Consider the following 23,287-nt stretch of genomic DNA (forward strand, 5'->3'; position numbering starts at 1 on the left):
GCGCGCGATATTCCAACGCCGCGGACGCCGCTTGGTTGTTTTCGGGCGGGGCGCGGATTAGGGGCAGCGGGGTGAACAACAGCATCGAAATCGGAATCGACGAGCGCGGTCAGGGTGTGCGCATCGAGGTGCAGGAGCTGCTCGCCACGCGTCTGCTCGTCCAGGGCAATTCGGGATCGGGCAAGTCGCACCTGCTGCGCCGCCTGCTCGAACAGAGCGCGGGCCTCGTCCAGCAGGTGGTGATCGATCCGGAGGGCGATTTCGTCACCCTCGCCGACGCCTACAGCCATGTCGCGATCGACGCCGGCGACTATAACGAGCGCGAGATCGCGACGATGGGCGCACGCATCCGCGAGCATCGCGCCTCGGTCGTCCTCAACCTCGAAGCGCTCGATATCGAGGCGCAGATGGGCTGCGCCGCCGCCTTTCTGAACGCGCTGTTCGACGCGCCGCGCGAGCATTGGTTTCCCGCACTCGTCGTCGTCGACGAGGCGCAGATGTTCGCGCCGAGCGCGTCGGGCGACGTGTCCGACGCGGTGCGCCGCGCCAGCCTGTCGGCGATGACCAACCTGATGTGCCGCGGCCGCAAGCGCGGCCTGGCCGGCGCCATCGCCACCCAGCGCCTCGCCAAGCTCGCCAAGAATGTCGCGGCAGAGGCAAGCAACTTCCTGATGGGGCGCACCTTCCTCGACATCGACATGGCGCGCGCCGCCGACCTGCTCGGTATGGAGCGGCGGCAGGCGGAGGCGATCCGCGACCTCGAACGCGGGCATTTCCTGGGCCTCGGTCCCGCAATCGCGCGGCGCCCGGTCGCGATCCGCATCGGCGCGACCGAAACGCGCAGCCGCGCGGGAACGCACAGCCTGCTGCCGCTGCCCGACGCCGAGCCGCAGGACATGCGCACGATGCTGTTCGCCGAGATGGAGAGCGCGGCGCCCCCGCCGGTGCCCCTGCGTCCCGCCCCGGTCGCCGCGGCCGAGGTGATCGAGCGCATCGCCCATCACGAAGCCGACGCATCCGCCGCGGACGACATATCGGCGCCCGCGGCCGCCGACAGCATTGATGCCGACGCGGTGGTCGAGGCGGTGCTGCGCGACATGCTCGGCGATGCCGAAAGCGCCTATCAGACCGATACGATCCTCTATCAGGATTTCTCGGTGCGCTGCCGGATGCAGCGCCTGCGCGCCGCGCCGTTCGACCTTGCCGAGTTCCGCCGTCGCTTCGCGCTGGCGAAGGGCGGCATCCTCGACCCGGCCGATCCGCACTGGCGCGACCTGCTCGGCGCGGCGGCGCGGCTGCCCGACGACATGCTCGCGCCCTTCCTGCTGATCGCCCGCGCGGCGATGGACGGGGCGCCCTGCCCCGACGAGGAAGCGCTCGGCCGTGCTTACGGCACGCGGTCGCCGGGGCGCGTGCGGCGGCTGCTCGACTATATGGAGAAACAGGGCGTCATCGTCGTACGGTCGAGCTTCGGCGGCCAGCGCTCGGTCCACATCCCCGAGCTCGGGCTGGCGACCGAAGCGGCCTGAGGATGGCTTTCGGGCGCGATCGCCCTTGAATGAATGGCCGTGTGCTCCCGCGCAGGCGGGAGCCCGGAGCGTCAAAAGGCCTGCGCCGCGCCAACGCGCTCCGGGTCCCCGCCTTCGCGGGGACACAATGATGTTTCACCCGGAGGGGCATGCTATCATTGATGGCTGGACATGGTTTCATCGCCACGCTCCTCGCCATGACGCGACGCCGTCCCTTCACGGCCGTAGCAAGACCTTTCCGATCACCTCACGCCGTTCGAGCATCGCGAAAGCCTCGCGCCAGTCGGCAAGGTCGAGCGCGGCGTGGACGTGCGGGCGGATCGTCCCCTCGGCCGCCAGTCGGTCGACCGCGGCGATATTCTCGACCCCCCGCTCGGGAAAGCGGCGGCCATATTCGCCGGCGCGCACGCCGACGACCGAAAACCCCTTGATCAGCGGGATGTTCGCCGAAACCGCGGGAATGCGGCCCGACGCGAAACCGACCACCAGCAGGCGCCCGCCAAAGGCGATGCAGCGCGTCGATTCGTCGAACACGTCGCCGCCTACCGGGTCGAAGATCACGTCGGCGCCGACCCCGCCGGTCAGCGCCTTCACCGTGTCGCGGAACCCCGGATCGGCGGCGATCAGCGCATCGGGGGCATAGAGGCGCGCGATCGCCGCGCGCTTGGCTTCGCTGCTCGCCGCCGCGATCACGCGCGCGCCGAGCGCCTTCGCGAGGTCGACCGTCGCCAGCCCGACCCCGCCCGCCGCACCGTGCACCAGCACCCAGTCGCCGGGCTCGACGCGCGCGCAGCGAACGAGCGCGACATAGGCGGTCAGATAGGCGACCGGACAGGCGGCGGCCGCCTCCCATCCCAGCCGATCGGGCTTCGGCCGCAGCGTGGCGGCCGGGGCGACGATATATTCGGCCATCGCGCCGAAACGGTTGCCGCCGACCACCGCGTCGCCCTTGTGCCAGGCCGTCACCCCTTCGCCGACGACATCGACCTCGCCCGCGAATTCGAGCCCCGGAACGAAGGGCAGGTCGGGTTTGAGCTGATAGGCGCCGCGCGTCATCAGCAGGTCGGGGAAGTTGACCGCCGCCGCGCGCACCCGCACCCGCACCTCGCCCGGACCCGGCTGCGGCACCGGCAGGTCGGCAAGCGCGACGCCGGCATGATCGGGCAGCAGTTCGCGAACCTGCAACGCACGCATCAAAAAAGCCTTTCCTGCATTATTCCTATATGGTTCGTTTTATCACTTCTACAAACCACAGGAGTGAAACATGCCGAATGCCGATCCATCGACCTGCGATGCCGACACCCTGATCGATGCCGTCATCGACCGCGAAGGCCGATATGTAAACCACCCGACCGACCGCGGCGGCCCGACCTGCTGGGGAATCACCGAAACGGTCGCGCGCGCCGAGGGCTATGCCGGGGACATGCGCGCGCTGCCGCGGACGGTGGCCGCCGCCATCTATCGCCGCCGCTATTGGCTGCAACCGCGTTTCGACCGGGTCGCGCTGCGTGCACCGCGGATCGCGGCCGAACTGTTCGACACCGGCGTCAACATGGGCACCGCGACCGCGACGGGCTTTCTCCAGCGCGCGCTCAACGCGCTCAACCGCGGCGCGCGCGACTATCCCGATATCGCGGTCGACCGGCTGATCGGCCCGCGCACCCTGTCGGCGCTCGACGGCTTTCTCGCCGCGCGCGGCAAGGGCGGCGAGACCATCCTGCTCCGCGCGATGGAGGCGCTACAGGGCGAACGCTACATCGCGCTCGCCGAACGCCGCCCGAGCCAGGAAGCCTTTCTCTACGGCTGGCTCGCCAACCGCATCGGGCAGAACTGACCCGATGCGATTCACAGTGAAGTTGCACGGATTCTCTAGCGGAAAGGAACAATCGACATGAGCATCTTCGAAGGGCTGATCGGTCCCGTCGCGGGCCTGATCGACAAGATCATCCCCGACCCGGAGGCGCGCGACCGCGCCAAGCTCGAACTGCTGAAACTCGAAGGCAGCCAGGAACTGGAAACGATCCGCACGCGGATGAGTGCGATCATCGCCGAGGCGAACAGCGCCGACCCGTGGACCAGCCGCGCGCGGCCCAGCTTCCTCTACGTCATGTATGCACTGCTGCTGTGGGCGATCCCGATGGGACTGATCGCTGCCGCACGGCCGGAGATGGCCCAGGGCATCGCCGACGGCATGAACGCCTATCTCGCCGGCATCCCCGAATCGCTCTACGCGCTCTTCGGCACCGGCTACCTCGGCTACACCGCCGCAAGGGCATGGGGCAAAGCCAAGGGGATCGAAGGCTGATCGCTTGGGGTAGGCTGCCTCCTCTCCCGCAAGCGGGAGGGGAGATCAGGCGCAGGACTACCCCGCCAGCGCGGCCTTGACCGCCGCGACCGCGGTTTCGGCCGCGGCGCCGTCGGGGCCGCCGCCCTGCGCCATGTCGGGACGGCCGCCGCCGCCCTGCCCGCCAAGCGCCGCCACCGCCGTCTTGACGAGGTCGACCGCGCTGCGGCTGCCCGCCTGATCATCGGTCACGCCGACCGCGACCGAAGCGCGCCCGTCGTTGACCGCGACAAGCATCGCGACGCCGCTGCCGACCTGTTTCTTCATGTCGTCGACCGCGCCGCGCAGCCCCTTGGGGTCGAGCCCGTCGACGACCTGCGCCAGGAACTTCGTGCCGCCGACCTCTTCGATCGCCGGGCCGCCGCTTGCCGCGCCGCCGCCCCCGCTACCGCCGAGCGCGAGCGCCTTCTTCGCCTCGGCCAGTTCGCGCTCCGCCTTCCGGAGCGCCTCGGCCATCGCCGCGGCGCGCGCGGGCACTTCGTCGGGCGCGGTCTTGAGCGCCACCGCCGCCGCCTTCAGCGCCTCGTCGCGGCCGATCAGCCACTGGCGCGCCGCTTCGCCGGTCAGCGCCTCGATGCGCCGCACGCCGGAGGACACCGCGCTTTCGCTGACGATCTTGAACAGGGCGATGTCGCCGAGCGCACGCACGTGGGTGCCGCCGCACAGTTCGACCGAATAGCTGCGGTCGTCGGCCTTGCCCATGCTGAGCACGCGCACCTCGTCGCCATATTTTTCGCCAAACAGCGCCATCGCACCCGCCGCGATCGCATCGTCTGGGGTCATCAGGCGCGTCGACACCGGCTCGTTGGCGCGGATATGCGCATTCACCTGCGCCTCGACGTCGGCGATCTCCTCGGCGGTCAGCGCCTTGGGGTGCGAGAAGTCGAAGCGGAAGCGATCCTCTGCGACGAGGCTGCCCTTCTGCGTGACGTGCGCGCCCAGCCGGTTGCGGAGCGCCGCGTGCAGCAGGTGCGTCGCGCTGTGATTGGCGCGGATGCGGTCGCGGCGCGCGGCATCGACGCTCAGCCGCACCGTGTCGCCGACCTTGAGGCTGCCAGCCTCGAGCGTCGCTTGGTGCGCGTGCAGCCGGCCGAGCGGCTTGCTCGTGTCGCGCACCGTCGCCTTCGCGCCGCCCAGCGTGTCGATCGTTCCGGCGTCGCCCATCTGGCCGCCGCTTTCGCCATAGAAGGGCGTCTGGTTGGTGAGCACGACGACGGTGTCGCCGGCCTTCGCCTCTTCGACCGGAACGCCGTCGCGAACGAGCGCGATCACCTCGCCCTCGCCCTCGGTCGAGGTGTAGCCGGTGAATTCGGTGCCGCCGTTCGCTTCGGCGAGGTCGAACCAGATTTCGTCCGACGCCTTTTCGCCGCTGCCCTTCCACGCCGCGCGCGCCGCCGCCTTCTGCTGCGCCATCGCGGCGTCGAAACCCGCGCGGTCGACCGCGATGCCCTCTGCGCGCAGCGCATCCTCGGTCAGGTCGTAGGGAAAGCCGTAGGTGTCATAGAGCTTGAAGGCGACGTCGCCAGGCAGCGTCGCGCCCTTGGCCATTCCCACCGTTGCCTCGTCGAGCAGCCGCAGCCCCTTGTCGAGCGTCTGGCGGAACTTGATCTCCTCGCGCTCGAGCGTTTCGGAGATCAGCGCCTGCGCGCGGATCAGTTCGGGATAGGCGGCGCCCATCTCGGTGGTCAGCGCCGGCAGCAGCCGGTGCATCAGCGGGTCCCGCGCGCCGAGCAGGTGCGCGTGGCGCATCGCGCGGCGCATGATCCGCCGCAGCACATAGCCGCGCCCCTCGTTCGACGGCAGCACGCCGTCGGCGATCAGGAAGCTCGACGCGCGCAGGTGATCGGCGATCACGCGGTGGCTGGCCTGCGTCGCGCCCTCGGTCGGAACGCCGGTCAGGTCGACCGACGCGGCGATCAGCGCCCGGAAGGTGTCGATGTCGTAATTGTCGTGGACGCCCTGCAGCACCGCCGCAAGACGTTCCAGTCCCATGCCGGTGTCGATGCTGGGCCGCGGCAGGTCGACGCGCTCGCCGCCGGGCAACTGTTCATATTGCATGAACACCAGGTTCCAGATCTCGATGAAACGGTCGCCGTCCTCTTCGGCCGATCCCGGCGGGCCGCCCCAGATATGGTCGCCATGATCATAGAAGATTTCGCTGCACGGCCCGCACGGCCCGGTGTCGCCCATCGACCAGAAATTGTCGCTGGTCGGTATGCGGATGATGCGTTCCTCGGGCAGCCCCGAAATCTTGCGCCACAGGTCGAACGCCTCGTCGTCGGTGTGGTAGACGGTGGCGGTCAGCTTGTCGGCGGGCAGGCCCCACGTCTTGTGGACGAGGGTCCAGGCATGGTGGATCGCCTGTTCCTTGAAATAGTCGCCGAACGAGAAATTCCCCAGCATCTCGAAGAACGTGTGATGGCGCGCGGTGTAGCCGACATTGTCGAGGTCGTTGTGCTTGCCGCCCGCGCGGACGCACTTCTGCGACGAAGCCGCGGTGCTGTAGGGCTTCTTCTCCAGCCCCGTGAAGACATTCTTGAACGGCACCATCCCCGCGTTGACGAACATCAGCGTCGGGTCATTGAACGGCACCAGCGGCGCCGACGGTTCGATATGGTGCCCCTCGCCCGCGAAATAGTCGAGGAAGGAGCGGCGGATGTCGTTGGTCGATGTCATGCGCGCGAATTAGGGATTTTGGCGCGGTGCGACAAGGTGATTAGTGGTCCGCACGATTATCGGCCTTCCGCCGGTTCGACGGAAGGCGCCTCCGCATCAGAAAGCCGTCGCGATCCCCTTGCCCAGATAGCAGGGAAGCTGGTGCAGCACGTCGGCCTTGGGCACGCCCTCCTCGATCAGTTCGGGCGGCACTTCGGAGGTATCGGTGCGGACGATGGTGAAGCCGGCGCCCGGCGTTGCGCGATGGACGACGACATAGCCGCAGTCCATCGTTCCATCCGCCCGGTCGCCCCGGAAATCGAACGCGGCATAGACGCCGGGCGGCTGACCCGCGGGGTCGAGATACCAGCTCAGCCGCAGGATACGCAGCCTCCCGTCGGCCCATAATGTGCCGCGCTTGCGCAGGTTCATCTCCCATTCGAGCCGCGGGCTCGACGCCTGCAGCGACAGGCGCAGCATCGCATAGGCGGCATCGTAATCGCGCTTCGCCAGCGCCGCGACATAGGCGGCGAAGCGGTCGATCGCCCCTTCCTCGTCGACTGCGGCGGGCGCGAAGGCGACGCCTTCGGGCGCGACGACATCGCGCTCCACCTCCGGGCCGAGTTGCGGCGGTGCCGCCATCGCGGCGCCGGCCGCGAACAGCGCCGCGCCGATCGCCAATGCGATGCGCCGGACGGAAGAAGTATCAATAGCCATAATAAGCGCCGCCCTTGTCGCGCGCGCGGCGCCACGCCGGACGGTCGTGGCAGGCGTTCACGAACGCCGCCAGCTTCGGATAGCGCGGCGCCATGCCCTGCATGATCGCGATCTCGGCGGGAAAGCTCAGCATGATGTCGGCGGCCGACAGGCTGTCGCCGATGAAATGGCCGTTCGTGCCGAGACGGCTTTCCATATAGGCGAAATGCGCATCGAGCTGCTGCACGATCCGCGGTTCGAGGACCGCCGCCGCCTCGCCGAGCCGCGCGGTGTAGATGCGCAGCAGGATCGGCGTCATCGCCGACCCCTCGGCGAAATGCAGCCATTCGAGATGGCTGACATGATCGTCGGTGCCGTGCGCGGGAACCAGATGCCCGCCGCCGTGCCGATCGCACAGATATTCGACGATCGCCCCCGATTCGACGATCACGCGGCCGTCGTCCTCGATCACCGGCGACTTGCCGAGCGGATGGACCGCCAGCAGTTCGGGCGGCGCGAGGTTGGTCGCCGGGTCGCGGTCATAGAAGCGGATGTCATATGGCGCGCCGATTTCCTCGAGCAGCCAGAGGATACGCTGCGAACGGCTGTTGTTGAGGTGGTGGACGATCAGGCTCATCGATTCTCCTTTCGCGGCACGGTTTGTCCCTTTCGTCACCCTGAACTTGTTTCAGCATCCATGGTCTGCCCTCACCTGAAAGGCGGCGCAAAAGGAGAGGTCCGGCCATGGATGCTGAAACGGGTTCAGCATGACGAACGGATGAGGCAGCGCGCAGAACGCCAATCCCCACAGACCATAGAACGCAATCGGGCTCGGATGGAAGCAATGTCGGGTCTGCGATGGGAAAACCTGCGCGGGATCGAGATCGGCAAAGCGGCGAAAGATCGAAGGTCGCGCTCATCGGCTTTCGAAGCCGGGCACGCACGAACCTTTCGGCCGCTCCCGGCCCCTTTTTGCCCGACCATCCCGCAAGTGGCATCGCTCATCCGACATGATTTGACACAAAGGAGTGTTGCTAATGCGACTAATTCCTATTAGCGGACAGAAAGCCGCCGATGGGAGCGGCATTCACAGGAGCCCATTATGCGTGCCCGCCTTACCGGCCTGACCATTGCCGCGCTCGTCCCCTCGGCGCTCGCCGCCCAGACGAATGCCGGCGACGGCAGCGACGCCATATCGAACGAGATCGTCGTGATCGCCACCGGCCAGAGCACCGCGTCGGCCAGCACCAAGACCGACACGCCGCTGATCGAAAATCCGCAGACGATCACCGTCGTCAATCGCGCCGAGATGGATATTCGCGCGGTCGATACGGTGTCCGACGCGCTTTCCTATGTCGCGGGGGTGCAGGCGCAGCCGCAGGGCAACGACAACCGGGTCGACGAGATCACGGTGCGAGGCTTCGGTGCCGGCGGCTTCGGCAGCAACAACAATTTCGTCGACGGCCTGCGCCTTCCCGCGGGGGGACAGTGGACGCGCCCCGCCTTCGACCCGTTCGGGTTGCAACAGGTCGATGTGCTGAAGGGGCCGTCGAGCGTCCTGTATGGCCAGACTGCGCCCGGCGGGATCGTCAACCTCGTCACCAAGAAGCCGACCTTCCGCGCGCATGGCGAGGTGCTGTTCCAGGGCCAGGCCTTCGGAGACCTCGACCGTGCGCGCCTGCTGGCGGGCGCCGATGTCGGCGCGCCGTTGTCGGATAATGTCGCGGTGCGGTTCGTCGGTCTCGCCTCGCATGGCGAAACGCGCGCGAAGGACATGCCGAACTCGCGCTATTACATCGCGCCGAGCGTGACCTTCCGCCTCGGCGCCGACACGACATGGACGCTGCTCGGCCAGTATCAGCGCGACGAGGGCGCTTCGACCTTCCAGTTCCTGCCGATGCGCGGCACGCTCAACGCGTCGAACGGCAAGTATATCCCGCTCGACGCTAATCTCGGCGAGCCCGGCTGGAACGATTTCGACCGCAATCAGTATCTGGTCGCCTCCTTCTTCGAGCATCGCTTCGGCGACGGTTTCGCGATCCGCAACAACACGCGCTACACGAAGATCGACAGCTTCTATCGCGCGGTGGTGATGGGCGGCGACACGCTGACCGCCTGTCCCGCCAACATCCCCGGCTGCATTCCCGGCCAGACGATTCAGCGGCGCGCGGTGCAGGGGCGCGGCGAATCCGAAGGTTGGGCGACCGACACGCAGATCGAGGCGCGCTTCGCGACCGGCGCGATCGAACATGTCGTGCTGGGCGGCGTCGATTATTTCCACACCGACTGGTCGCACGATCGCGATGGCGTCGCGCCGGCGCTGGTGCTGCCGCTCCTCGACATTTTCGATCCCGTTCCGCGCGGTGCCTCGGGCTATGCCGCGGCGCTGAGTCCGCAGATCTATGGCGGCGCTGTGTCGAAACAGACCGGCCTCTATCTGCAGGACCAGCTTTCGGTCGGCAATCTGCGCCTTTCGATCGGCGCACGCAACGACTGGGCGACCGACAATCTGTCGAACAGCCTGAACAACACGGGCTTTCGCCTGAAGGCGGAGGCCTTCACATGGAACATCGGCGGCGTCTACCTCTTCGATTTCGGCCTCGCCCCCTACGCCAGCTATTCGGAATCCTTCCTGCCGCTGCAGAACGATCCGGTGACCAACGCCACCGGCCAGCCTTTCGTGCCGACGACGGGCCAGCAATATGAGTTCGGCCTGCGCTATCAGCCGCCCGGGCAGAACATCTATCTGACGCTTTCGGCCTTCCAGATCACGCAGCAGAACCTGCTGACGGCCGATCCGGCGGGCGCCCGCTGCGGCCCGACCCTGACGCCCTGTCAGGTCCAGCTCGGCGAGGGCCGCTATCGCGGGCTCGAATTCGAGGGCCGCGCGACGCCGACCGACGCGCTCACGCTGATCGCCACGGCGACGCGGATCAAGGCGAAGGTGACCGAAGGCGCGGCGGCGCAGATCGGCAATGCCCTGCCGCAAATTCCCGACTGGCAGGCATCGCTCTTTGCCGATTACCGGATCAAGGCGGGGCCGCTCGACGGCTTCGGTTTCGGCGGCGGCGTGCGCTACACCGGCGACAGCTGGGGGCTCGTCAGCAACGACCCGCTCTTCGCGATCCCCTCCTACACGCTCTTCGACGCGTTCCTCCGCTACGACGTGCCCGATTCGGGCCTGTCGCTCGCGGTCAACGTCCGTAACCTCGCCGACAAGCGCTATGTCGCGACCTGCACCGCGACGCAGGCCTGCTATTACGGCCAGGGCCGCACCGCGACCGCGCGCCTGCAATATCGCTGGTGACGATGGAGGCTCATCGGATGCAAATCGAACGATCGATCCCGTCGCGACGCGCGGCGCTGACGCTGCTCGGCGCCCTGCCGCTGGTGCTTGCCGGTTGCGGCAAGGCCGACGACAGGCGCAAGGCGGGCGCGGATGCCCCGCTCACTGACCTGCGCGACCGCCCGCTCGACCTGACGCTGCCCGCGACGCCGCTGACGATCGACGACGGCCGCTACCTGATCGCGCTGTCGCTGATCCATCCCGATCCGGTCAGCCTGCTGTCGGGGTGGTCAGGCGACGTCAACCGGATCAGCCCCGAACAATATAAGGCCTATGTCGCGCGCTTTCCGAAGCTCGCCACGCTGCCCAGGACGCCCAACTCGTCCGACGAGTTCAGCGTCGAGGCGGTGCTCGCCGCGGCGCCGAAAGCGGCAGTCGTCTCGCTGGGATCGGGTCCGACCGACGCGCAGGTCGCGCAACTGACCGGCGCCGGCGTCGATGTCGTCTTCATCGACTTCTTCTCGCACCCCTTCGAAAATCAGGCGCGCAGCCTGACCCTGCTCGGGCGCCTGATCGGCCGCGAGGAGCAAGCGACGGCCTACAACAAATTCCGTCAGGACAAGCTCGACGTCATCAGCAAGCGCGTCGCCGCCATCCCCGCCGACAAGCGCCCGACGGTGTTTCTGGAGGCGCACGCCGGCAACGGTCCCGATTGCTGCAATTCGCCCGGCAAGGGCAACGTCGGCGACTATATCAGCTTCGTCGGCGGCAGGAATATCGGCGAGGATGTGATCAAGGCGCCGTTCGGCAAGCTCAACCTCGAATATGTCATCGACCGCAATCCGGACGTCTATATCGCCACCGGCGGCCCGCATCTGGAAAAGGCCGGCGGCTTCGTCGTCGGCCCGCAATATGACGAAGCGCGGTCGCGCGCGTCGCTGCGGAAAGTGACCGAACGCCGCGGGATCGCCAGCCTGTCGGCGGTACGCGCCGGACGCGTCCACGGCCTGTCGCACCAGATGATCAATTCGCCCATCGACATCGTCGCGACCGAGGCGCTCGCCAGGTGGATCCATCCCGACCTGTTCAGCGATCTCGATCCGCAGGCGACGCTCGACACAATCAACAGGCGGTTTCTCGCGGTCCCCTACACCGGGAGCTACTGGACCGATCTCCAGCCCTCCCCCGCTTCAACAGGAGAATGACATGATTATGCGCAACGCCTTCAAATTGTCGGTGGCTCTCGTCACGCTGGCCGGTGCAACCGCCGCATGGGCGAAGCCGGCGGTAGACCGCTCGGTCAAGGTCGCTCCGGGCGGGCTCTACGAGATCGTGCAGAACGGCGCCGACAACGACATCTATATCGCAGCGGTCGGCCCGCGCGGCGAAGACAAGGGCGCGATCGTCCGCCTCGACGGCAAGACGCTGCAGCCGAAGGGGTCGATCGACGTCTCGACCAGCCCGCTCTACGGCCTCGCGATCAACCAGACCACGCAGATCCTCTACGGCACCGATACGCGCAACGGATCGGTATCGGCAGTCGACCTCGCAACGGGCAAGGTCGTCGGAACCGTCAAGGTCGGCGAAAAGGCCCACGTCCGTCAGGTCGCCGTCGATGAGGGCGCGAACAAGGTCTATGTCACCGTCGTCGGCGCGATGCGCGGCAGCGATACGCCCAGCGCCATCTGGGTGATCGACGGCAAGAGCAACACGCTCGACCGCGTCATCGAGGTGCCGGGCATTTCGCTCACCGGACTGGCGCTCGATCCGGCGAACAAGCGGATCTTCTCGACCGGCATGAGCAGCAACGACGTGATCGTCCTCGACAGCGACAGCGGCGCGGTGAAGGCCCGCTGGCCGAGCGGCGGCGAGAATGCCATCAACGTCGCCTATGACGGCGCGACACAGCGTCTGTTCGTCGCCAACCAGGGCAACGGCGTGCTCGGCGTGATCAACGCAAAGGACGGCTCGCTGATCAAGGCGGTCCCGACCGGGGAAGGCGCGCTCAGCGTCGCCTACAACGGCGCCGTGGACCAGATCTATGTCGCGAACCGCCGCGCCGGAACGGTCAGCGTCGTCGATGCGAAGACCTACGAAAAGCTCGCCGATCTGGAAACGGGTACCTTCCCGCAGACGATCGCGATCAATCGCGCCGACAACAGTGTCTATGTGACGAACAAGGCCCGCGGCCTGCCGCGCGACGCCGCACCGGGGACGCCGCCGGTCGACGATCCGAAGGGCGACACGGTCACGCTGATCCGCCCCTGACCGTCGGACGAACGCACCGAAAGGCCGCCCGATCCCAAGCGGAACGGGCGGCTTCCTTACAATATATCGTCGATCACCATGCGCAGCGACCCGCGCTCGCAATGATCGATGCGCGCCCGCACCCGCCAGACGTCGGCCAGCACCGCGGGCGTGATCGCTTCTTCGGGCGGCCCCGCGGCGGCCACCTGCCCTTCGGACAACACTACGACGCGGTCGGCAATCCGCGCCGCCGCCTGCAGGTCGTGAAGCACGAGCACGGCGATCATGTCCTGCTCGCGCGCCAGCGAACGCACCAGATCGAGCACGCGCACCTGGTGATTGAGGTCGAGCGCACTCGTCGGTTCATCGAGCAGCAGCAGGCGCGGTGCGCGCACGAGCGCCTGCGCGAGCGCCGCGAGTTGCCGCTGCCCGCCCGACAGCTGATCGATTCCGCGCATCGCCAGCGCTTCGATCCCGACCCGCCCGAGCACGGCCATCGCGCGCTCCGCCGCATCGCCACCATGGCCCTGCCCGGTGGGCGACGCCTCGAGCGCGCCGATCACCGTTTCGAGCACGGTGAGCGCGATCCCCTGCGGCAGCGTCTGCGGCATGTAGGTCACAGCTTTCGCACGGTCGGCGAGCGGCAGGCCGTTGAGTTCGTCCCCGTCGAGCCGGATCGAACCGCGCGCGGGCGTCAGGCCGGCGAGCGCACGAAGCAGCGTGCTCTTCCCCGCTGCATTGGGCCCCAGCAGCGCGACCGTTTCGCCGCGCGCGATCGGCGGCAACGACAGATGCTCGATCACCGCGCGGTCGCGATATCCGGCCGATAGGTCGGTGACATGAAGGCCGGCGCTCATGCCCCCTGCCTTCCGCTGCGAAAGATCAGGAACAGGAAGATCGGGACGCCGATCATCGCGGTCACGATGCCGACCGGCATCAGCACCCCCGGCACCAGCAGCTTCGACAGTGCCGACGCGACCGACATGATCGCAGCACCGGTGAACAGGCTGGCTGGCAGCAGATAGCGATGATCCTCACCCAGCAGCATCCGCGCGATATGCGGGCCGACGAGGCCGATGAACCCGATCGCGCCGACGAAGGCCACCGCGGTCGCGGCCAGCAGGCTGATGCGAAAGAGCGACAGGAAGCGCAGCCGCCCGACGTCGACCCCGAAGCTCTGCGCCCGGTCCTCGCCGAGCCGGAGCGCGGTAAGCGCCTTCGCCGACGCCAGCGAAAAAGGCGCGACGACAAGCAGGACGAGCGCGAGCACGCTGACATTGCTCCACGTCGCGCGCGACAGCGACCCCATCGTCCAGAAGACGAGCTGCTGCAACGCCTCCTGTGACGAGAGGAACTGCACGAGCGAGGTCAGCGCGTTGAAGGCGAAGACGAGCGCGATGCCGAGCAGGACGAGCGTCTGTGCGCCCGCCGCGCGCTGCCGCGCGACCGCCTGAAGCAACAGCATCGCGAGGAAAGCGAAGAGAAAGGCGTTGAGCGATACCATCCAGTCGGCCGCCCAACTCCCCGCGAACGGCAGGCCGATCCCCAGCACAATCGCCAGCGACGCACCGAAGGAAGCGGCCGACGACACGCCGAGCGTGAAGGGACTCGCCATCGGATTGTCGAGGATCGTCTGCATTTCGGCGCCCGCGAGCGACAGCGATGCGCCGACCATCACCGCCATCATCGCATAAGGCAATCGCACGTCCCAGATGATCGCGCGCTGTCCCGGCGTGATCCGGTCGGGATAGGCGATGCCGTACAGCACGTCGCGCGCACCTATCCCCGACGGACCGGTCACCAGATCGACGACGAAAGCCGCCACCGCGATCGCCGCGATCAGCACGATGACGATCACGCGCCGCCGCACCGTGCGCCGATAATCGTCCAGCATGGCTTTCATCGTCGGAGAAGGTCCGGCCGACCGGATCATGACATTTTGTTTCCCTTGGATTGGCATGGGTTGATCGAACGGCGCATCGATGCCATCCGCCTTATTGAAAACCGCTCGCAATTCCAGCCCTAATCGGACCATGACCGCTTCCGCCACCCCCGCCACCGATCCACGCATCGCCGAAAGCCTGTCGCTGAGCCTGCCGCACGGGGATGCGGCCTATCGCGTCGACCTCCACGTCCCGGCGGGCGAAGCACCCGTCGGGGGCTGGCCCGCGATGCTGATGCTCGACGGCGAAGGCTGCTTCGCGACCGCTGTGGAAGCCTTGCGGCGGATGAGTCGCCGTCCCGACGCAACGGGAACCGGACCGATGATCCTGATCGGCCTGTCGTCGCCCGACCGCGACCCGCAGGATCGCCATCGCGAACGCGATTTCGGCGCGCGCGGCGCGGCGTCGGATTTCGCGCGTTTCGTCGAGGCCGATGTGATCGCCGCCGTCGCGGCGCACGCGCGGCTCGATCCGCGACGCCTGACCCTCTTCGGCCATTCGTTCGGCGGCTATCATGCGCTGTGGATGCTGGCGCATCGCCCGCATCTGTTCGCCGCGATCGCCGCTATCAGTCCATCCATCTGGTGGGACCCCGAAGGCCTGCGCGACGCCTTGCGGCAGGCGTCGCTCGGCAATCATCGCATCCTGCTCTGCGTCGGCGAGTGGGAGGAGGAACTGCCGCCCTGGCAGGCCGCGCGGCAGGACAGCGATGCGGTCCGCAACCGGCGGGCCGAGCGGCAGATGGTGGCGCGCGCCCGCGACATGGCGACGCTGCTCGCGGACCGCCTCGACCCCGCGAACGTCCAGTACCGGAGGCTCGCCGAAGAAGATCATGCGTCGATCATATCCGCCGCCATCCCGCGCGCACTGCGGCTTGCGTCGGCGGCCGGGCGCTAGGGTCAGGACCCATTAATTTGCGGTTCGAGGTTTGAAGCGATTTCGTTCAGGGCGAGGAAGAAAGGTGTAGGAATATGGTTATATTCCAAGGCTTTCTGACGAAGCCATGGACGAAATCGGTCAAATCCCGCAGGGACGCCGAAATGGCTTCGATCTCAAGCTCGTGCGGCCTTGCGGGTAGCGATGCTACCCGCTGCGTCCGCCCAAGCCCGATATCTTCGCCATTTCGACGCCTCGAACCGCAAATTAATGGGTCCTGGCCCTAGGAACGGAGAACCGACATGCTGCTGCGCGACACGCCCAACCATTATGGATCGGTGACACGTCTGCTGCATTGGACGATGGCGCTGCTGCTGTTCTGGCAGCTCGGCGGCATGATCATGAAGAGCGTACTCGGCCGCGTCCCGCTGATGAAATTCTGGGTCGGCACGCACGCATCGATCGGCGTCCTCATCCTTGCGCTCGTCGTCGTCCGCGCGCTTTGGGCGCTTCGCAACCGGCGGCGGCGCCCCGCCTATTCATCGAATGCGATCGGCCAGGCCGCGCGTATCGGCCATATCCTTCTCTATCTGCTGATGATCGTCGTGCCCGCGCTCGCGCTGTTCCGCATGGCTGGAAGCGGCAAGGGGGTGACGCTGTTCGGCATCGAGTTCGCAGCACCGACGGGGCAGGAGATCGCGTGGATGACCGCCCCGGCCAATGCGGTGCACGGCTTGCTGGCCTGGACGCTGCTTGCGCTGATCGCAGGGCACGTCGCGATGGTTCTGGTGCATCGCTTCGGGTGGCGGGACGACACGCTCTCCCGCATGCTCGGCCGCCGCGTGGACGCCGCGGCGCCGCTGCAATCGAGTACGGACTAGCTCGCGGGGTCGTACATGAATTCGCGAAGCTCCTGCGCGCACCGGCAGGCCGCCGCGATCTTGCTCGCCCACTCGACCGCCTCCTCGCGGGACGGCAGTTCCAGCACCGTGAAGCCGCCCGTGAGTCCGCTGCCGGGATAGATTTCGGCCGACACCGATCCGTCGGCGGAGACCAGTACGGGCGCAACCTGCTCCGCTATCCCTCCGCCGAACACATAGACGCCGGCGGCCCTGGCTTCCTCGATCACCGCGTGCGCGTCGGCGGACACGATCGGGAACTCCGCGTCGGTGAGGACCATGGCTTCGCTCGGAAAGGAGATGAGGTATTTGGTCATCGCTTGAGGATGCATCGTGGGGGCCGCGACGACAAGGGGCCCGTCGAGCGCGCGGCCGGGAAACGAATGATCGGTGTAGACGCCGCCCAATTTTTTCATCATCCTGTCCCCGCCGCACCTTTTCGCCACGCGCCGACGAATAGGGAGGCGGGAGAGTCCGGACGAGGCGCGCGCCCACCGTTCCAGTTGGAGAACCCAGATGAAAATCCGGAACAAGATCGCGACGTCGTTCGGCCTCGGCCTGTTGCTGGCCGTCCTTCCGGCGCAGGGCATCGCGGCTCTCCAGCAGGGCGCGAAGGCGCCCGACTTCACGCTGAACGCCGCGCAGGGCGGCAAATCCTTCAGCCTGACGCTGAAACAGACGCTGCGGAACGGGCCGGTCGTGCTCTATTTCTTCCCCGCCGCCTTCACCCCCGGCTGCACGATGGAAGCCCATCTGTTCGCGGAAGCGAACAGCCAGTTCAACCAGCTGGGCGCCCGCGTCATCGGCGTGACCGCAGGCAACATCGATCGCGTGGCGGAATTCTCCAAGTCGGAATGCCGCGACAAATTCGCCGTCGCGGCCGATCCGGGCGCCAAGGTCGCGGTCAAATACGACACCGCCATGCCGGGTCCCAACCAGACGCTCATCTCCAACCGGACGTCGTTCGTCATCGCACCCGACGGAACCATCCTGCTGAGCTACACCGACCGCAACCCGCAGGCGCATATCGAAAAGACGCTGGCGGCGGTCCGCGCATGGAACGCCAGGCGCGGCTGACCTCCTCCAAGTCTCCCGGCCATTCCCCGAACCGGGAGCAATGCATCCTTCACGAGCCTGAGGCGATCGACCGGGCTCCAAAACATCGCCATGACGACCGACAATTGATGCGGGAGAAGCGTGCGTTTTGCGCTAGGTCATTTCGTTGCGGCTGCCATCGGCTATCAATCGGTTCGCCACGCCACCGGGACCGGCCGCGATCGAGATAAGGGGAGATACGTATGAACGGCGCTGAAGCTCTGATCGAAACCCTGGCCCAGGCAGGCGTCGAAGTATGTTTCGCCAATCCCGGAACGTCCGAGATGCAGCTCGTCGCCGCGATCGACCGGCAGCACGGGATGCGCGCGATACTGGGCCTGTTCGAAGGCGTGGTCACGGGCGCGGCCGACGGTTACGGCCGCATGGCCGACAAGCCGGCGATGACCCTGCTCCACCTCGGCCCCGGCCTCGCCAACGGCCTCGCCAATCTGCACAATGCGCGGCGGGCCGGATCGCCCGTCGTCAACGTCGTCGGCGATCATGCGACCTATCATCTGCAATATAATTCGCCGCTGACCAGCGATCTGGCGGGCGTCGCAAGGCCGATGTCCGATTGGGTCAAGGCGTCGCGGTCCGAACGCGACCTGCCGCAGGCCGGTGCCGAGGCGATGGCGGTCGCCACAACCTATCCCGGGCGCATCGCGACCCTCGTCGCCCCCGCCAACCATGCATGGACCGAGGGCAGCGCGAGCGTCGCTGCGCGCCCGGCGCCGGCCGCGCCGACGGTCCCGGCGGCGGTGATCGAAGAGGTCGCGACGCTGCTTCGCGAAGCCGATGCGCCGAAAGCGATCTTCCTGGGCGGACGCGCGCTGCGCGAAGGCGCGCTCGAGCAGGCCGGGCGTGTCGCGGCGGCAACGGGCGCGCGCCTGATCTGCGAGACGTTCCCCGCCCGGCTGCAGCGCGGGGCGGGCCGCGTGGCGGTGGAGAGACTCCCCTATTTCGGCGAACAGGCGCAGGACTATCTGCAGGATTTCAAGGCGATCGTCTTTTGCGGCTGCGAACCGCCGGTGTCCTTCTTCGCCTATCCCGGCAAGCCCAGCCGGCTTTCACCCGATGGCGCGCGCACGGCCCGGCTCGCCTCCGCGGAAGAGGATGCCGAACGGGCGCTGACCGATCTCGCCGACGCGCTGGGCGCCCCGGCCGAGCCGGCGCTGGCCCAGCAGGCGGGAACGCCGCCGATCGACGGCGGCCGGCTCGATCCGGTGAAAATGGGTGCGGTCATCGCGGCCGCGCTGCCGAAGGACGCGATCGTCACCGACGAGGCGAACACGTCGGGCATCGCGCTATTTCCGTATACGGCGGGCGCCGCGCCGCACGACTGGCTGACGCTGACCGGCGGCGCGATCGGGATCGGCCTGCCGCTCGCCGTGGGAGCGGCGGTGGCATGCCCCGATCGCAAGGTGATCGCGCTCCAGGCCGACGGCAGCGCGATGTATACCTGCCAGGCGCTGTGGACGATGGCGCGCGAAAAGCTGGATGTCACCACGATCCTCATCAACAACGGCAGCTATGCCATCCTCAACATCGAACTGATGCGCGTGGGCGTGCAGAACCCCGGCCCCAAGGCGCTGTCGATGCTCGATCTGCGCAATCCGGCGATCGACTGGGTTTCGATCAGCGAGGGCATGGGGGTGCCGGCACGCAGAGCCACGACGTCGGAAGAGCTACGCGAAGCGCTGGACGAAGCGCTGGCCGACAAGGGACCGCACCTGATCGAAGTCCTGATCTGACCCCACCATATCCCGCCGCCAGGAGACGCAGCCATGCCACAGGACGATCTGCTCGACGCCATCAGGGCCATCGCGGGGGACGGCGGCGTCATCGCCGGTGCCGAGCTTGCCAAACGGCCGGGCGACTGGCTCGGTTTCTCGTCCTGCATGGCCGCCGCCATCGTCCGGCCGCGCTCGACGGACGAACTGTCCCGGATCATGCGCCTGTGCCACGCCCGCCGCCAGCCCGTCATCGCCGCGGGCGGACTGAGCGGACTGGTCCACGGCACCGACGCGGCCGGCCACGAGCTGCAGATATCGTTCGAACGGATGCGCGCGGTCGAAGCGGTCGATCCGGTCGGGCGAACGATGACGGTCGAGGCGGGCGTGCCGTTGCAGGCAGCGCAGGACGCGGCGCTGGAGCACGATCTGATCTACGCGGTCGATCTGGGGGCGCGGGGGTCGGCCACGATCGGCGGAACCGTCTCGACCAACGCCGGCGGCAATCAGGTGGTCCGCTACGGCATGACGCGCGAGAATGTCCTGGGGCTGGAAGTCGTTCTCGCCGACGGCACGGTGCTGTCGTCGATGAACCATCTGCTCAAGAACAATGCGGCCTATGACCTCAAGCAGATGTTCATCGGCAGCGAGGGGACGCTGGGCCTCGTCACCCGCGCCGTCCTGCGGTTGCATCCCAGGCCCCTGACCATCGCCACCGCCTTGCTGGCGGTGGACGATTTCGATGGCATCACCGGGCTGCTTTCGCTGTGCAGCGGCAGGCTCGGCGCCATGCTGACCTCGTTCGAGGTGATGTGGCAATCGCATTACCGGGCGATCGCGATCGACAGCGGGCGGCACCAACCGCCCCTCCCCGCCGGGCACGCCTATTATGTCATCGTCGAAGCGTCGGGCATGGACCCGGGGCGCGACGAGGCGTTCTTCACGGCATTGATGGAGGAAACGCTCGCCGGCGGACTGGCCGCCGACGCGGTGATCGCGGCGTCGGGCGCCCAGCGTGGCGCGATCTGGGGCATCCGCGAGGATATCCCCGGAATCATGGCGGCGATGATGCCCTGCGCCGTGTTCGACGTGAGCCTGCCCGTGACCGCGATGCCCGATTATGTCGCGGGCCTGACCGCTTCGGTCGACGCCGAATGGACCGGCCAGGGCAAGCTGATGGTGTTCGGCCATCTGGGGGACGGCAATCTGCACATCAGTGTCGCTCCGCGCCCGTGGAGCGAAGAGGCGCGCCACCGCGCGGAGGAACTCGTCTATCGCCCGCTCGAAGCGATCGGCGGATCGATCTCCGCCGAGCATGGCATCGGACTGGAAAAGCGCGCCTGGCTGTCTTCGTCCCGAACCCCGGAAGAAATCGCCACCATGCGGCTTCTGAAAGCCGCGCTCGATCCGCTGAATCTGCTCAATCCGGGCAAAGTCCTGATTCCGGAAGATAGCAGCGCCTGACCAGCGCAGCGGTCCGCCCGCTTCCGGGTGATCCGGAATCGGCAATGCCCTGGATTCGAAGACGATGATGATGAATGGCGAATGGTGCCCGGGGGCGGGATCGAACCACCGACACTGCGATTTTCAGTCGCATGCTCTACCAACTGAGCTACCCGGGCATCGCCGCCGCGGCTGACGGCCGGGCGGGAGAGCGGCGGCTATAGGCAGGGCTTTCGATCCTGTCCAGAGCCTTTGTGGCGTCCGTCGCGCCCCTCAATCTTCGCTTTGCCGGCCGCCGTCGGCGCCGCCGTCCGGGGCTTGGTCGACGGGCACCCGATAGCCTTCGCCGAACCACGCGTTGAGGTCGCGATCGCGGCAGCCGCGGCTGCAGAAGGGCTTGTAGGCCTCGTCGCGCGGCTTGCCGCACAGCGGGCAGCGCCGCGCCCTCGCCGAACGTTCATTGGGCATGGCCCGCTCCTTTTACCTGCGCATCGGCGACGACCGCCACGGCGCGTCCGCTCTGCTTCTGCAAGGCATCGATCCAGTGCGGATGCGCGCCGATCCATTCGGCAACGGCCGGGCGCGTCACAAGTTGCAGCGCTCCCGTTCCCACCGCGCGCCCCGCCTGCCGCAGCAGCAACGCCGCGTCGGTCGCAACCGGGTCGAATCGCACCTGCTCGATCAGCGACGGCCGTTCGCGCCGCCGCACGATCTGAAGAAAACCGAAACCGTTGACCGCGGTGCGCTCGAAAGGCTGCGGCAGCAAGGCGTCGATCAGCCCGTCGATCGCCTGCCGCTCGGCACGCCCGGGCAAGGACGGAAAGTCGATGCCGATCGCGCCGCCGACGTCGCAGCAGCGCACGACATGCACCGCCGCAGCCGCGCCGCCCTTCGCGAGCGCGAAGGCGTCGCCTTCGCCGTCGATATCGATCAGCAGCATCGCCGGGGTCGCATCGACCCACAGCGCCCCGCCCGCAAAAGGCCAGTATCCCGTGCGGACGCGGTCGATCAATTCGGACCAGCCGGCCTCTTCGAGCCGGTCGGGCCCGGTCGCGGGCAGATCGGCGACGGGAGCTCCGGTGGCGGCGATCCGCGCGCGCAGGTCGGGGCCCGCCGACGGCCGGGCACCGTCATCCGCCAGCCGCGCGCGCGCCGGCTTGTCGCGGCCGCGCTCGCGCAGCGCCATGCGGATGATCTCGACCGTCAGGCGGCTGCCGAGCGGGACGCCCGGCGCGGCGATCGTCGCGACCGGCTCGCCCGGCGCGTCGAGCGCCAGCCGGCCCGGTTCGACGAGCCGTGCCGTCAGGATCGCCCCGACACGCGGTCCCTCGCATTCGCGCTCGATCCGCGCCTCGACGATGTGGCCGTCCTCGACCAGCGCGGCGCGCGCCTCGCCGATCCCGGCCTCATAAAGCCACTCAGCCAAGCGGAATGCCTGCGGCGGTCAGCAGCGCCCGCGTCTCGAAGAGCGGCAGGCCGACGACGTTCGAATGGCTTCCCGACAGGAAGCGGACGAAGATTTCGGCGCGCCCCTGGATCGCATAGCCGCCCGCCTTCCCCATGCCCTCGCCGCTCGCGACATACCAGTCGATCTCGGCAGGGGTCAGCCGCTTGAAGGCGACGACGGTGTCGGCAACACGCGCCCGCGCCCTGCCATCGGCATCGACGACGCAGACGCCCGAATAAACATGGTGCCGGCGTCCCGACAGCAGCGCCAGCATGCGGCGCAAATCCGCCTCGTCGGCCGGCTTTTCGAGAATGCGGCGACCGACCGCGACCGTCGTGTCGCCGGCGAGCACGACCTCGTCCGCCGCCCGCTCGACCGCGCACGCCTTGCTTTCGGCGAGGCGCGCGACATAGGCGCGCGGGCTCTCGCCCTTCAGCGGCGTCTCGTCGATCTCGGGGGCGACGATGCGCGACGGCGTCAGGCCGATCCGCGCCAGCAGCTCGCGCCTGCGCGGCGATGTCGAAGCGAGGACCAGATGTCGCATGGGGGCGGGCATCGTCGCCGCACCGCTCATTTGAAGCGATAGGTGATCCGACCCTTGGTCAGGTCATAGGGGGTGAGTTCGACAAGCACCTCGTCGCCCACCAGCACGCGGATGCGGTTCTTGCGCATCTTGCCGGCCGTGTGGCCCAGAATCTCGTGGTCGTTTTCCAGTTTGACGCGAAACATCGCGTTCGGCAGCAGTTCGACCACCTGGCCGCGCATTTCCAGAAGTTCTTCTTTCGCCATCTATCCTCTGGGGGCTCGAAATATTCGGATGCGCGCCCATAACGCCAAATCGGCGCAATGGAAAGCCATCTGTCGCGGGGGTGGCCTTCACGCTGAAGGCATGAAGAATTTGCTTCACGCAAAGACGCAAAGAGGGTGCGCCGCCTTGCAAGCGTGCTTGCCGCCGCAGGCGGCCGTTTTTTAAAGCGCTGCGCGCATCATGCACGATGTCGCGGAGCGCAGTCGCCCTCTTTGTGTCTTTGTGTGAGATCTTTTATTTGGCGATTATATCGATTGCAAACGCAAGCGAGGACGCCGGCTTTGGGGTG

At 67.6% G+C, this 23,287-nt stretch carries 22 protein-coding genes and 1 tRNA gene; 11 read left to right on the top strand and 12 right to left on the bottom strand.

Annotated elements, in window-relative coordinates; genetic code table 11:
* The first annotated feature begins 71 nt into the window (after nt 1–71).
* Nucleotides 72–1,529 carry a helicase HerA domain-containing protein gene (locus SGRAN_RS13565; protein ID WP_067187090.1) on the top strand — a complete coding sequence of 486 codons (1,458 nt, stop codon included), beginning with the start codon at nt 72–74 and terminating at the stop codon, nt 1,527–1,529.
* A gap of 216 nt (nt 1,530–1,745) precedes the next feature.
* Here SGRAN_RS13565 and SGRAN_RS13570 read toward each other — a convergent pair whose 3' ends face one another.
* On the bottom strand, nt 1,746–2,723 hold the full coding sequence (locus tag SGRAN_RS13570; RefSeq protein WP_067184470.1) for an NADPH:quinone oxidoreductase family protein: 978 nt from the start codon (nt 2,721–2,723) through the stop codon (nt 1,746–1,748).
* A gap of 70 nt (nt 2,724–2,793) precedes the next feature.
* Between SGRAN_RS13570 and SGRAN_RS13575 the strand changes: the two genes are divergently transcribed.
* Entirely contained in the window at nt 2,794–3,363 is a 570-nt protein-coding gene (locus SGRAN_RS13575; RefSeq protein ID WP_067184473.1) for a glycoside hydrolase family 108 protein, read from the top strand.
* A gap of 57 nt (nt 3,364–3,420) precedes the next feature.
* Nucleotides 3,421–3,834, top strand: coding sequence for a holin family protein (locus SGRAN_RS13580; RefSeq protein WP_067105766.1), 414 nt, complete (start codon nt 3,421–3,423; stop codon nt 3,832–3,834).
* A 57-nt stretch (nt 3,835–3,891) separates the two neighbouring features.
* Here SGRAN_RS13580 and alaS read toward each other — a convergent pair whose 3' ends face one another.
* The 3 genes from alaS to SGRAN_RS13595 form a co-directional block, all read right to left on the bottom strand.
* On the bottom strand, nt 3,892–6,549 hold the full coding sequence (gene alaS, locus SGRAN_RS13585; protein WP_067184475.1) for an alanine--tRNA ligase: 2,658 nt from the start codon (nt 6,547–6,549) through the stop codon (nt 3,892–3,894).
* A 96-nt stretch (nt 6,550–6,645) separates the two neighbouring features.
* A complete protein-coding gene (locus SGRAN_RS13590) occupies nt 6,646–7,245 on the bottom strand; it encodes a hypothetical protein (RefSeq protein WP_067184477.1) in 600 nt (199 codons plus the stop codon).
* Nucleotides 7,235–7,861, bottom strand: coding sequence for a glutathione S-transferase family protein (locus SGRAN_RS13595; RefSeq protein WP_067184478.1), 627 nt, complete (start codon nt 7,859–7,861; stop codon nt 7,235–7,237). The genes SGRAN_RS13590 and SGRAN_RS13595 overlap by 11 nt, the downstream gene beginning before the upstream one ends.
* 465 nt (nt 7,862–8,326) lie before the next feature.
* Between SGRAN_RS13595 and SGRAN_RS13600 the strand changes: the two genes are divergently transcribed.
* Genes SGRAN_RS13600 through SGRAN_RS13610 form a run of 3 tightly spaced genes read left to right on the top strand, consistent with a single transcriptional unit; the run spans nt 8,327 to nt 12,778 of the window.
* The gene (locus SGRAN_RS13600) at nt 8,327–10,531 is read left to right on the top strand and encodes a TonB-dependent siderophore receptor (protein ID WP_067184481.1); all 2,205 of its coding nucleotides are present in this window, start codon (nt 8,327–8,329) and stop codon (nt 10,529–10,531) included.
* A gap of 17 nt (nt 10,532–10,548) precedes the next feature.
* The gene (locus SGRAN_RS13605) at nt 10,549–11,715 is read left to right on the top strand and encodes an ABC transporter substrate-binding protein (protein ID WP_067184484.1); all 1,167 of its coding nucleotides are present in this window, start codon (nt 10,549–10,551) and stop codon (nt 11,713–11,715) included.
* A gap of 1 nt (nt 11,716) precedes the next feature.
* Nucleotides 11,717–12,778 (top strand): YncE family protein, encoded by a 1,062-nt coding sequence (locus SGRAN_RS13610; protein WP_067184487.1) that lies wholly within the window; start codon nt 11,717–11,719, stop codon nt 12,776–12,778.
* Nucleotides 12,779–12,834: 56 nt separating this feature from the next.
* Here the strand turns inward: SGRAN_RS13610 and SGRAN_RS13615 are convergent, their stop codons facing one another.
* Together SGRAN_RS13615 and SGRAN_RS13620 are read right to left on the bottom strand one after the other, a co-directional pair.
* The gene (locus tag SGRAN_RS13615) at nt 12,835–13,614 is read right to left on the bottom strand and encodes an ABC transporter ATP-binding protein (protein WP_067184488.1); all 780 of its coding nucleotides are present in this window, start codon (nt 13,612–13,614) and stop codon (nt 12,835–12,837) included.
* On the bottom strand, nt 13,611–14,660 hold the full coding sequence (locus SGRAN_RS13620) for a FecCD family ABC transporter permease (RefSeq protein ID WP_237233510.1): 1,050 nt from the start codon (nt 14,658–14,660) through the stop codon (nt 13,611–13,613). The genes SGRAN_RS13615 and SGRAN_RS13620 overlap by 4 nt, the downstream gene beginning before the upstream one ends.
* A gap of 130 nt (nt 14,661–14,790) precedes the next feature.
* Here SGRAN_RS13620 and SGRAN_RS13625 point away from each other — a divergent pair, with 130 nt between their 5' ends.
* Together SGRAN_RS13625 and SGRAN_RS13630 are read left to right on the top strand one after the other, a co-directional pair.
* Entirely contained in the window at nt 14,791–15,597 is an 807-nt protein-coding gene (locus SGRAN_RS13625; protein ID WP_067184491.1) for an alpha/beta hydrolase, read from the top strand.
* 281 nt (nt 15,598–15,878) lie between these two features.
* Nucleotides 15,879–16,457 (top strand): cytochrome b, encoded by a 579-nt coding sequence (locus tag SGRAN_RS13630; protein WP_067184494.1) that lies wholly within the window; start codon nt 15,879–15,881, stop codon nt 16,455–16,457.
* On the opposite strand, the gene SGRAN_RS13635 is transcribed toward SGRAN_RS13630, so the two are convergent.
* A complete protein-coding gene (locus tag SGRAN_RS13635; protein ID WP_237233511.1) occupies nt 16,454–16,891 on the bottom strand; it encodes a YciI family protein in 438 nt (145 codons plus the stop codon). The two genes, SGRAN_RS13630 and SGRAN_RS13635, sit on opposite strands and share 4 nt — an antisense overlap.
* Before the next feature lie 100 nt (nt 16,892–16,991).
* Between SGRAN_RS13635 and SGRAN_RS13640 the strand changes: the two genes are divergently transcribed.
* The 3 genes from SGRAN_RS13640 to SGRAN_RS13650 all read left to right on the top strand — a co-directional run bounded on the left by SGRAN_RS13640 (nt 16,992) and on the right by SGRAN_RS13650 (nt 20,764).
* Nucleotides 16,992–17,552, top strand: a complete 561-nt coding sequence (locus SGRAN_RS13640; RefSeq protein WP_067184496.1) for a peroxiredoxin — start codon at nt 16,992–16,994, stop codon at nt 17,550–17,552.
* A 221-nt stretch (nt 17,553–17,773) separates the two neighbouring features.
* On the top strand, nt 17,774–19,321 hold the full coding sequence (locus tag SGRAN_RS13645) for an acetolactate synthase large subunit (protein ID WP_067184498.1): 1,548 nt from the start codon (nt 17,774–17,776) through the stop codon (nt 19,319–19,321).
* Between the two features lie 33 nt (nt 19,322–19,354).
* A complete protein-coding gene (locus SGRAN_RS13650; protein WP_067184500.1) occupies nt 19,355–20,764 on the top strand; it encodes an FAD-binding oxidoreductase in 1,410 nt (469 codons plus the stop codon).
* Nucleotides 20,765–20,846: 82 nt separating this feature from the next.
* On the opposite strand, the gene SGRAN_RS13655 is transcribed toward SGRAN_RS13650, so the two are convergent.
* The 5 genes from SGRAN_RS13655 to infA all read right to left on the bottom strand — a co-directional run bounded on the left by SGRAN_RS13655 (nt 20,847) and on the right by infA (nt 22,979).
* Nucleotides 20,847–20,922 (bottom strand) — tRNA-Phe (locus SGRAN_RS13655).
* A gap of 94 nt (nt 20,923–21,016) precedes the next feature.
* On the bottom strand, nt 21,017–21,211 hold the full coding sequence (locus tag SGRAN_RS13660; protein ID WP_067184503.1) for a DNA gyrase inhibitor YacG: 195 nt from the start codon (nt 21,209–21,211) through the stop codon (nt 21,017–21,019).
* Nucleotides 21,201–22,169 (bottom strand): ribonuclease, encoded by a 969-nt coding sequence (locus SGRAN_RS13665; RefSeq protein WP_067184505.1) that lies wholly within the window; start codon nt 22,167–22,169, stop codon nt 21,201–21,203. Before SGRAN_RS13665 ends, SGRAN_RS13660 begins: the two co-directional genes overlap by 11 nt.
* Nucleotides 22,162–22,734, bottom strand: coding sequence for a Maf family protein (locus tag SGRAN_RS13670; RefSeq protein WP_067184507.1), 573 nt, complete (start codon nt 22,732–22,734; stop codon nt 22,162–22,164). Before SGRAN_RS13670 ends, SGRAN_RS13665 begins: the two co-directional genes overlap by 8 nt.
* A 26-nt stretch (nt 22,735–22,760) precedes the next feature.
* On the bottom strand, nt 22,761–22,979 hold the full coding sequence (gene infA, locus SGRAN_RS13675) for a translation initiation factor IF-1 (RefSeq protein ID WP_010162480.1): 219 nt from the start codon (nt 22,977–22,979) through the stop codon (nt 22,761–22,763).
* Nucleotides 22,980–23,287 lie beyond the last annotated feature (308 nt).

The organism is Sphingopyxis granuli (genome assembly GCF_001559015.1).
Taxonomy (GTDB): domain Bacteria; phylum Pseudomonadota; class Alphaproteobacteria; order Sphingomonadales; family Sphingomonadaceae; genus Sphingopyxis; species Sphingopyxis granuli.

What these genes read in the sequence shown, in the direction of transcription:
- SGRAN_RS13575 (WP_067184473.1), top strand. Translation starts at nt 2,794, where the DNA reads ATGCCGAATGCCGATCCATCGACCTGCGATGCCGACACCCTGATCGAT.
- SGRAN_RS13635 (WP_237233511.1), bottom strand. Translation starts at nt 16,891, where the DNA reads ATGAAAAAATTGGGCGGCGTCTACACCGATCATTCGTTTCCCGGCCGC.
- SGRAN_RS13570 (WP_067184470.1), bottom strand. Translation starts at nt 2,723, where the DNA reads ATGCGTGCGTTGCAGGTTCGCGAACTGCTGCCCGATCATGCCGGCGTC.
- SGRAN_RS13605 (WP_067184484.1), top strand. Translation starts at nt 10,549, where the DNA reads ATGCAAATCGAACGATCGATCCCGTCGCGACGCGCGGCGCTGACGCTG.
- SGRAN_RS13640 (WP_067184496.1), top strand. Translation starts at nt 16,992, where the DNA reads ATGAAAATCCGGAACAAGATCGCGACGTCGTTCGGCCTCGGCCTGTTG.
- SGRAN_RS13645 (WP_067184498.1), top strand. Translation starts at nt 17,774, where the DNA reads ATGAACGGCGCTGAAGCTCTGATCGAAACCCTGGCCCAGGCAGGCGTC.
- SGRAN_RS13630 (WP_067184494.1), top strand. Translation starts at nt 15,879, where the DNA reads ATGCTGCTGCGCGACACGCCCAACCATTATGGATCGGTGACACGTCTG.
- SGRAN_RS13625 (WP_067184491.1), top strand. Translation starts at nt 14,791, where the DNA reads ATGACCGCTTCCGCCACCCCCGCCACCGATCCACGCATCGCCGAAAGC.
- SGRAN_RS13580 (WP_067105766.1), top strand. Translation starts at nt 3,421, where the DNA reads ATGAGCATCTTCGAAGGGCTGATCGGTCCCGTCGCGGGCCTGATCGAC.
- SGRAN_RS13615 (WP_067184488.1), bottom strand. Translation starts at nt 13,614, where the DNA reads ATGAGCGCCGGCCTTCATGTCACCGACCTATCGGCCGGATATCGCGAC.
- infA (WP_010162480.1), bottom strand. Translation starts at nt 22,979, where the DNA reads ATGGCGAAAGAAGAACTTCTGGAAATGCGCGGCCAGGTGGTCGAACTG.
- SGRAN_RS13650 (WP_067184500.1), top strand. Translation starts at nt 19,355, where the DNA reads ATGCCACAGGACGATCTGCTCGACGCCATCAGGGCCATCGCGGGGGAC.
- SGRAN_RS13590 (WP_067184477.1), bottom strand. Translation starts at nt 7,245, where the DNA reads ATGGCTATTGATACTTCTTCCGTCCGGCGCATCGCATTGGCGATCGGC.
- SGRAN_RS13600 (WP_067184481.1), top strand. Translation starts at nt 8,327, where the DNA reads ATGCGTGCCCGCCTTACCGGCCTGACCATTGCCGCGCTCGTCCCCTCG.
- SGRAN_RS13620 (WP_237233510.1), bottom strand. Translation starts at nt 14,660, where the DNA reads ATGAAAGCCATGCTGGACGATTATCGGCGCACGGTGCGGCGGCGCGTG.
- SGRAN_RS13660 (WP_067184503.1), bottom strand. Translation starts at nt 21,211, where the DNA reads ATGCCCAATGAACGTTCGGCGAGGGCGCGGCGCTGCCCGCTGTGCGGC.
- SGRAN_RS13670 (WP_067184507.1), bottom strand. Translation starts at nt 22,734, where the DNA reads ATGCGACATCTGGTCCTCGCTTCGACATCGCCGCGCAGGCGCGAGCTG.
- alaS (WP_067184475.1), bottom strand. Translation starts at nt 6,549, where the DNA reads ATGACATCGACCAACGACATCCGCCGCTCCTTCCTCGACTATTTCGCG.
- SGRAN_RS13610 (WP_067184487.1), top strand. Translation starts at nt 11,717, where the DNA reads ATGATTATGCGCAACGCCTTCAAATTGTCGGTGGCTCTCGTCACGCTG.
- SGRAN_RS13595 (WP_067184478.1), bottom strand. Translation starts at nt 7,861, where the DNA reads ATGAGCCTGATCGTCCACCACCTCAACAACAGCCGTTCGCAGCGTATC.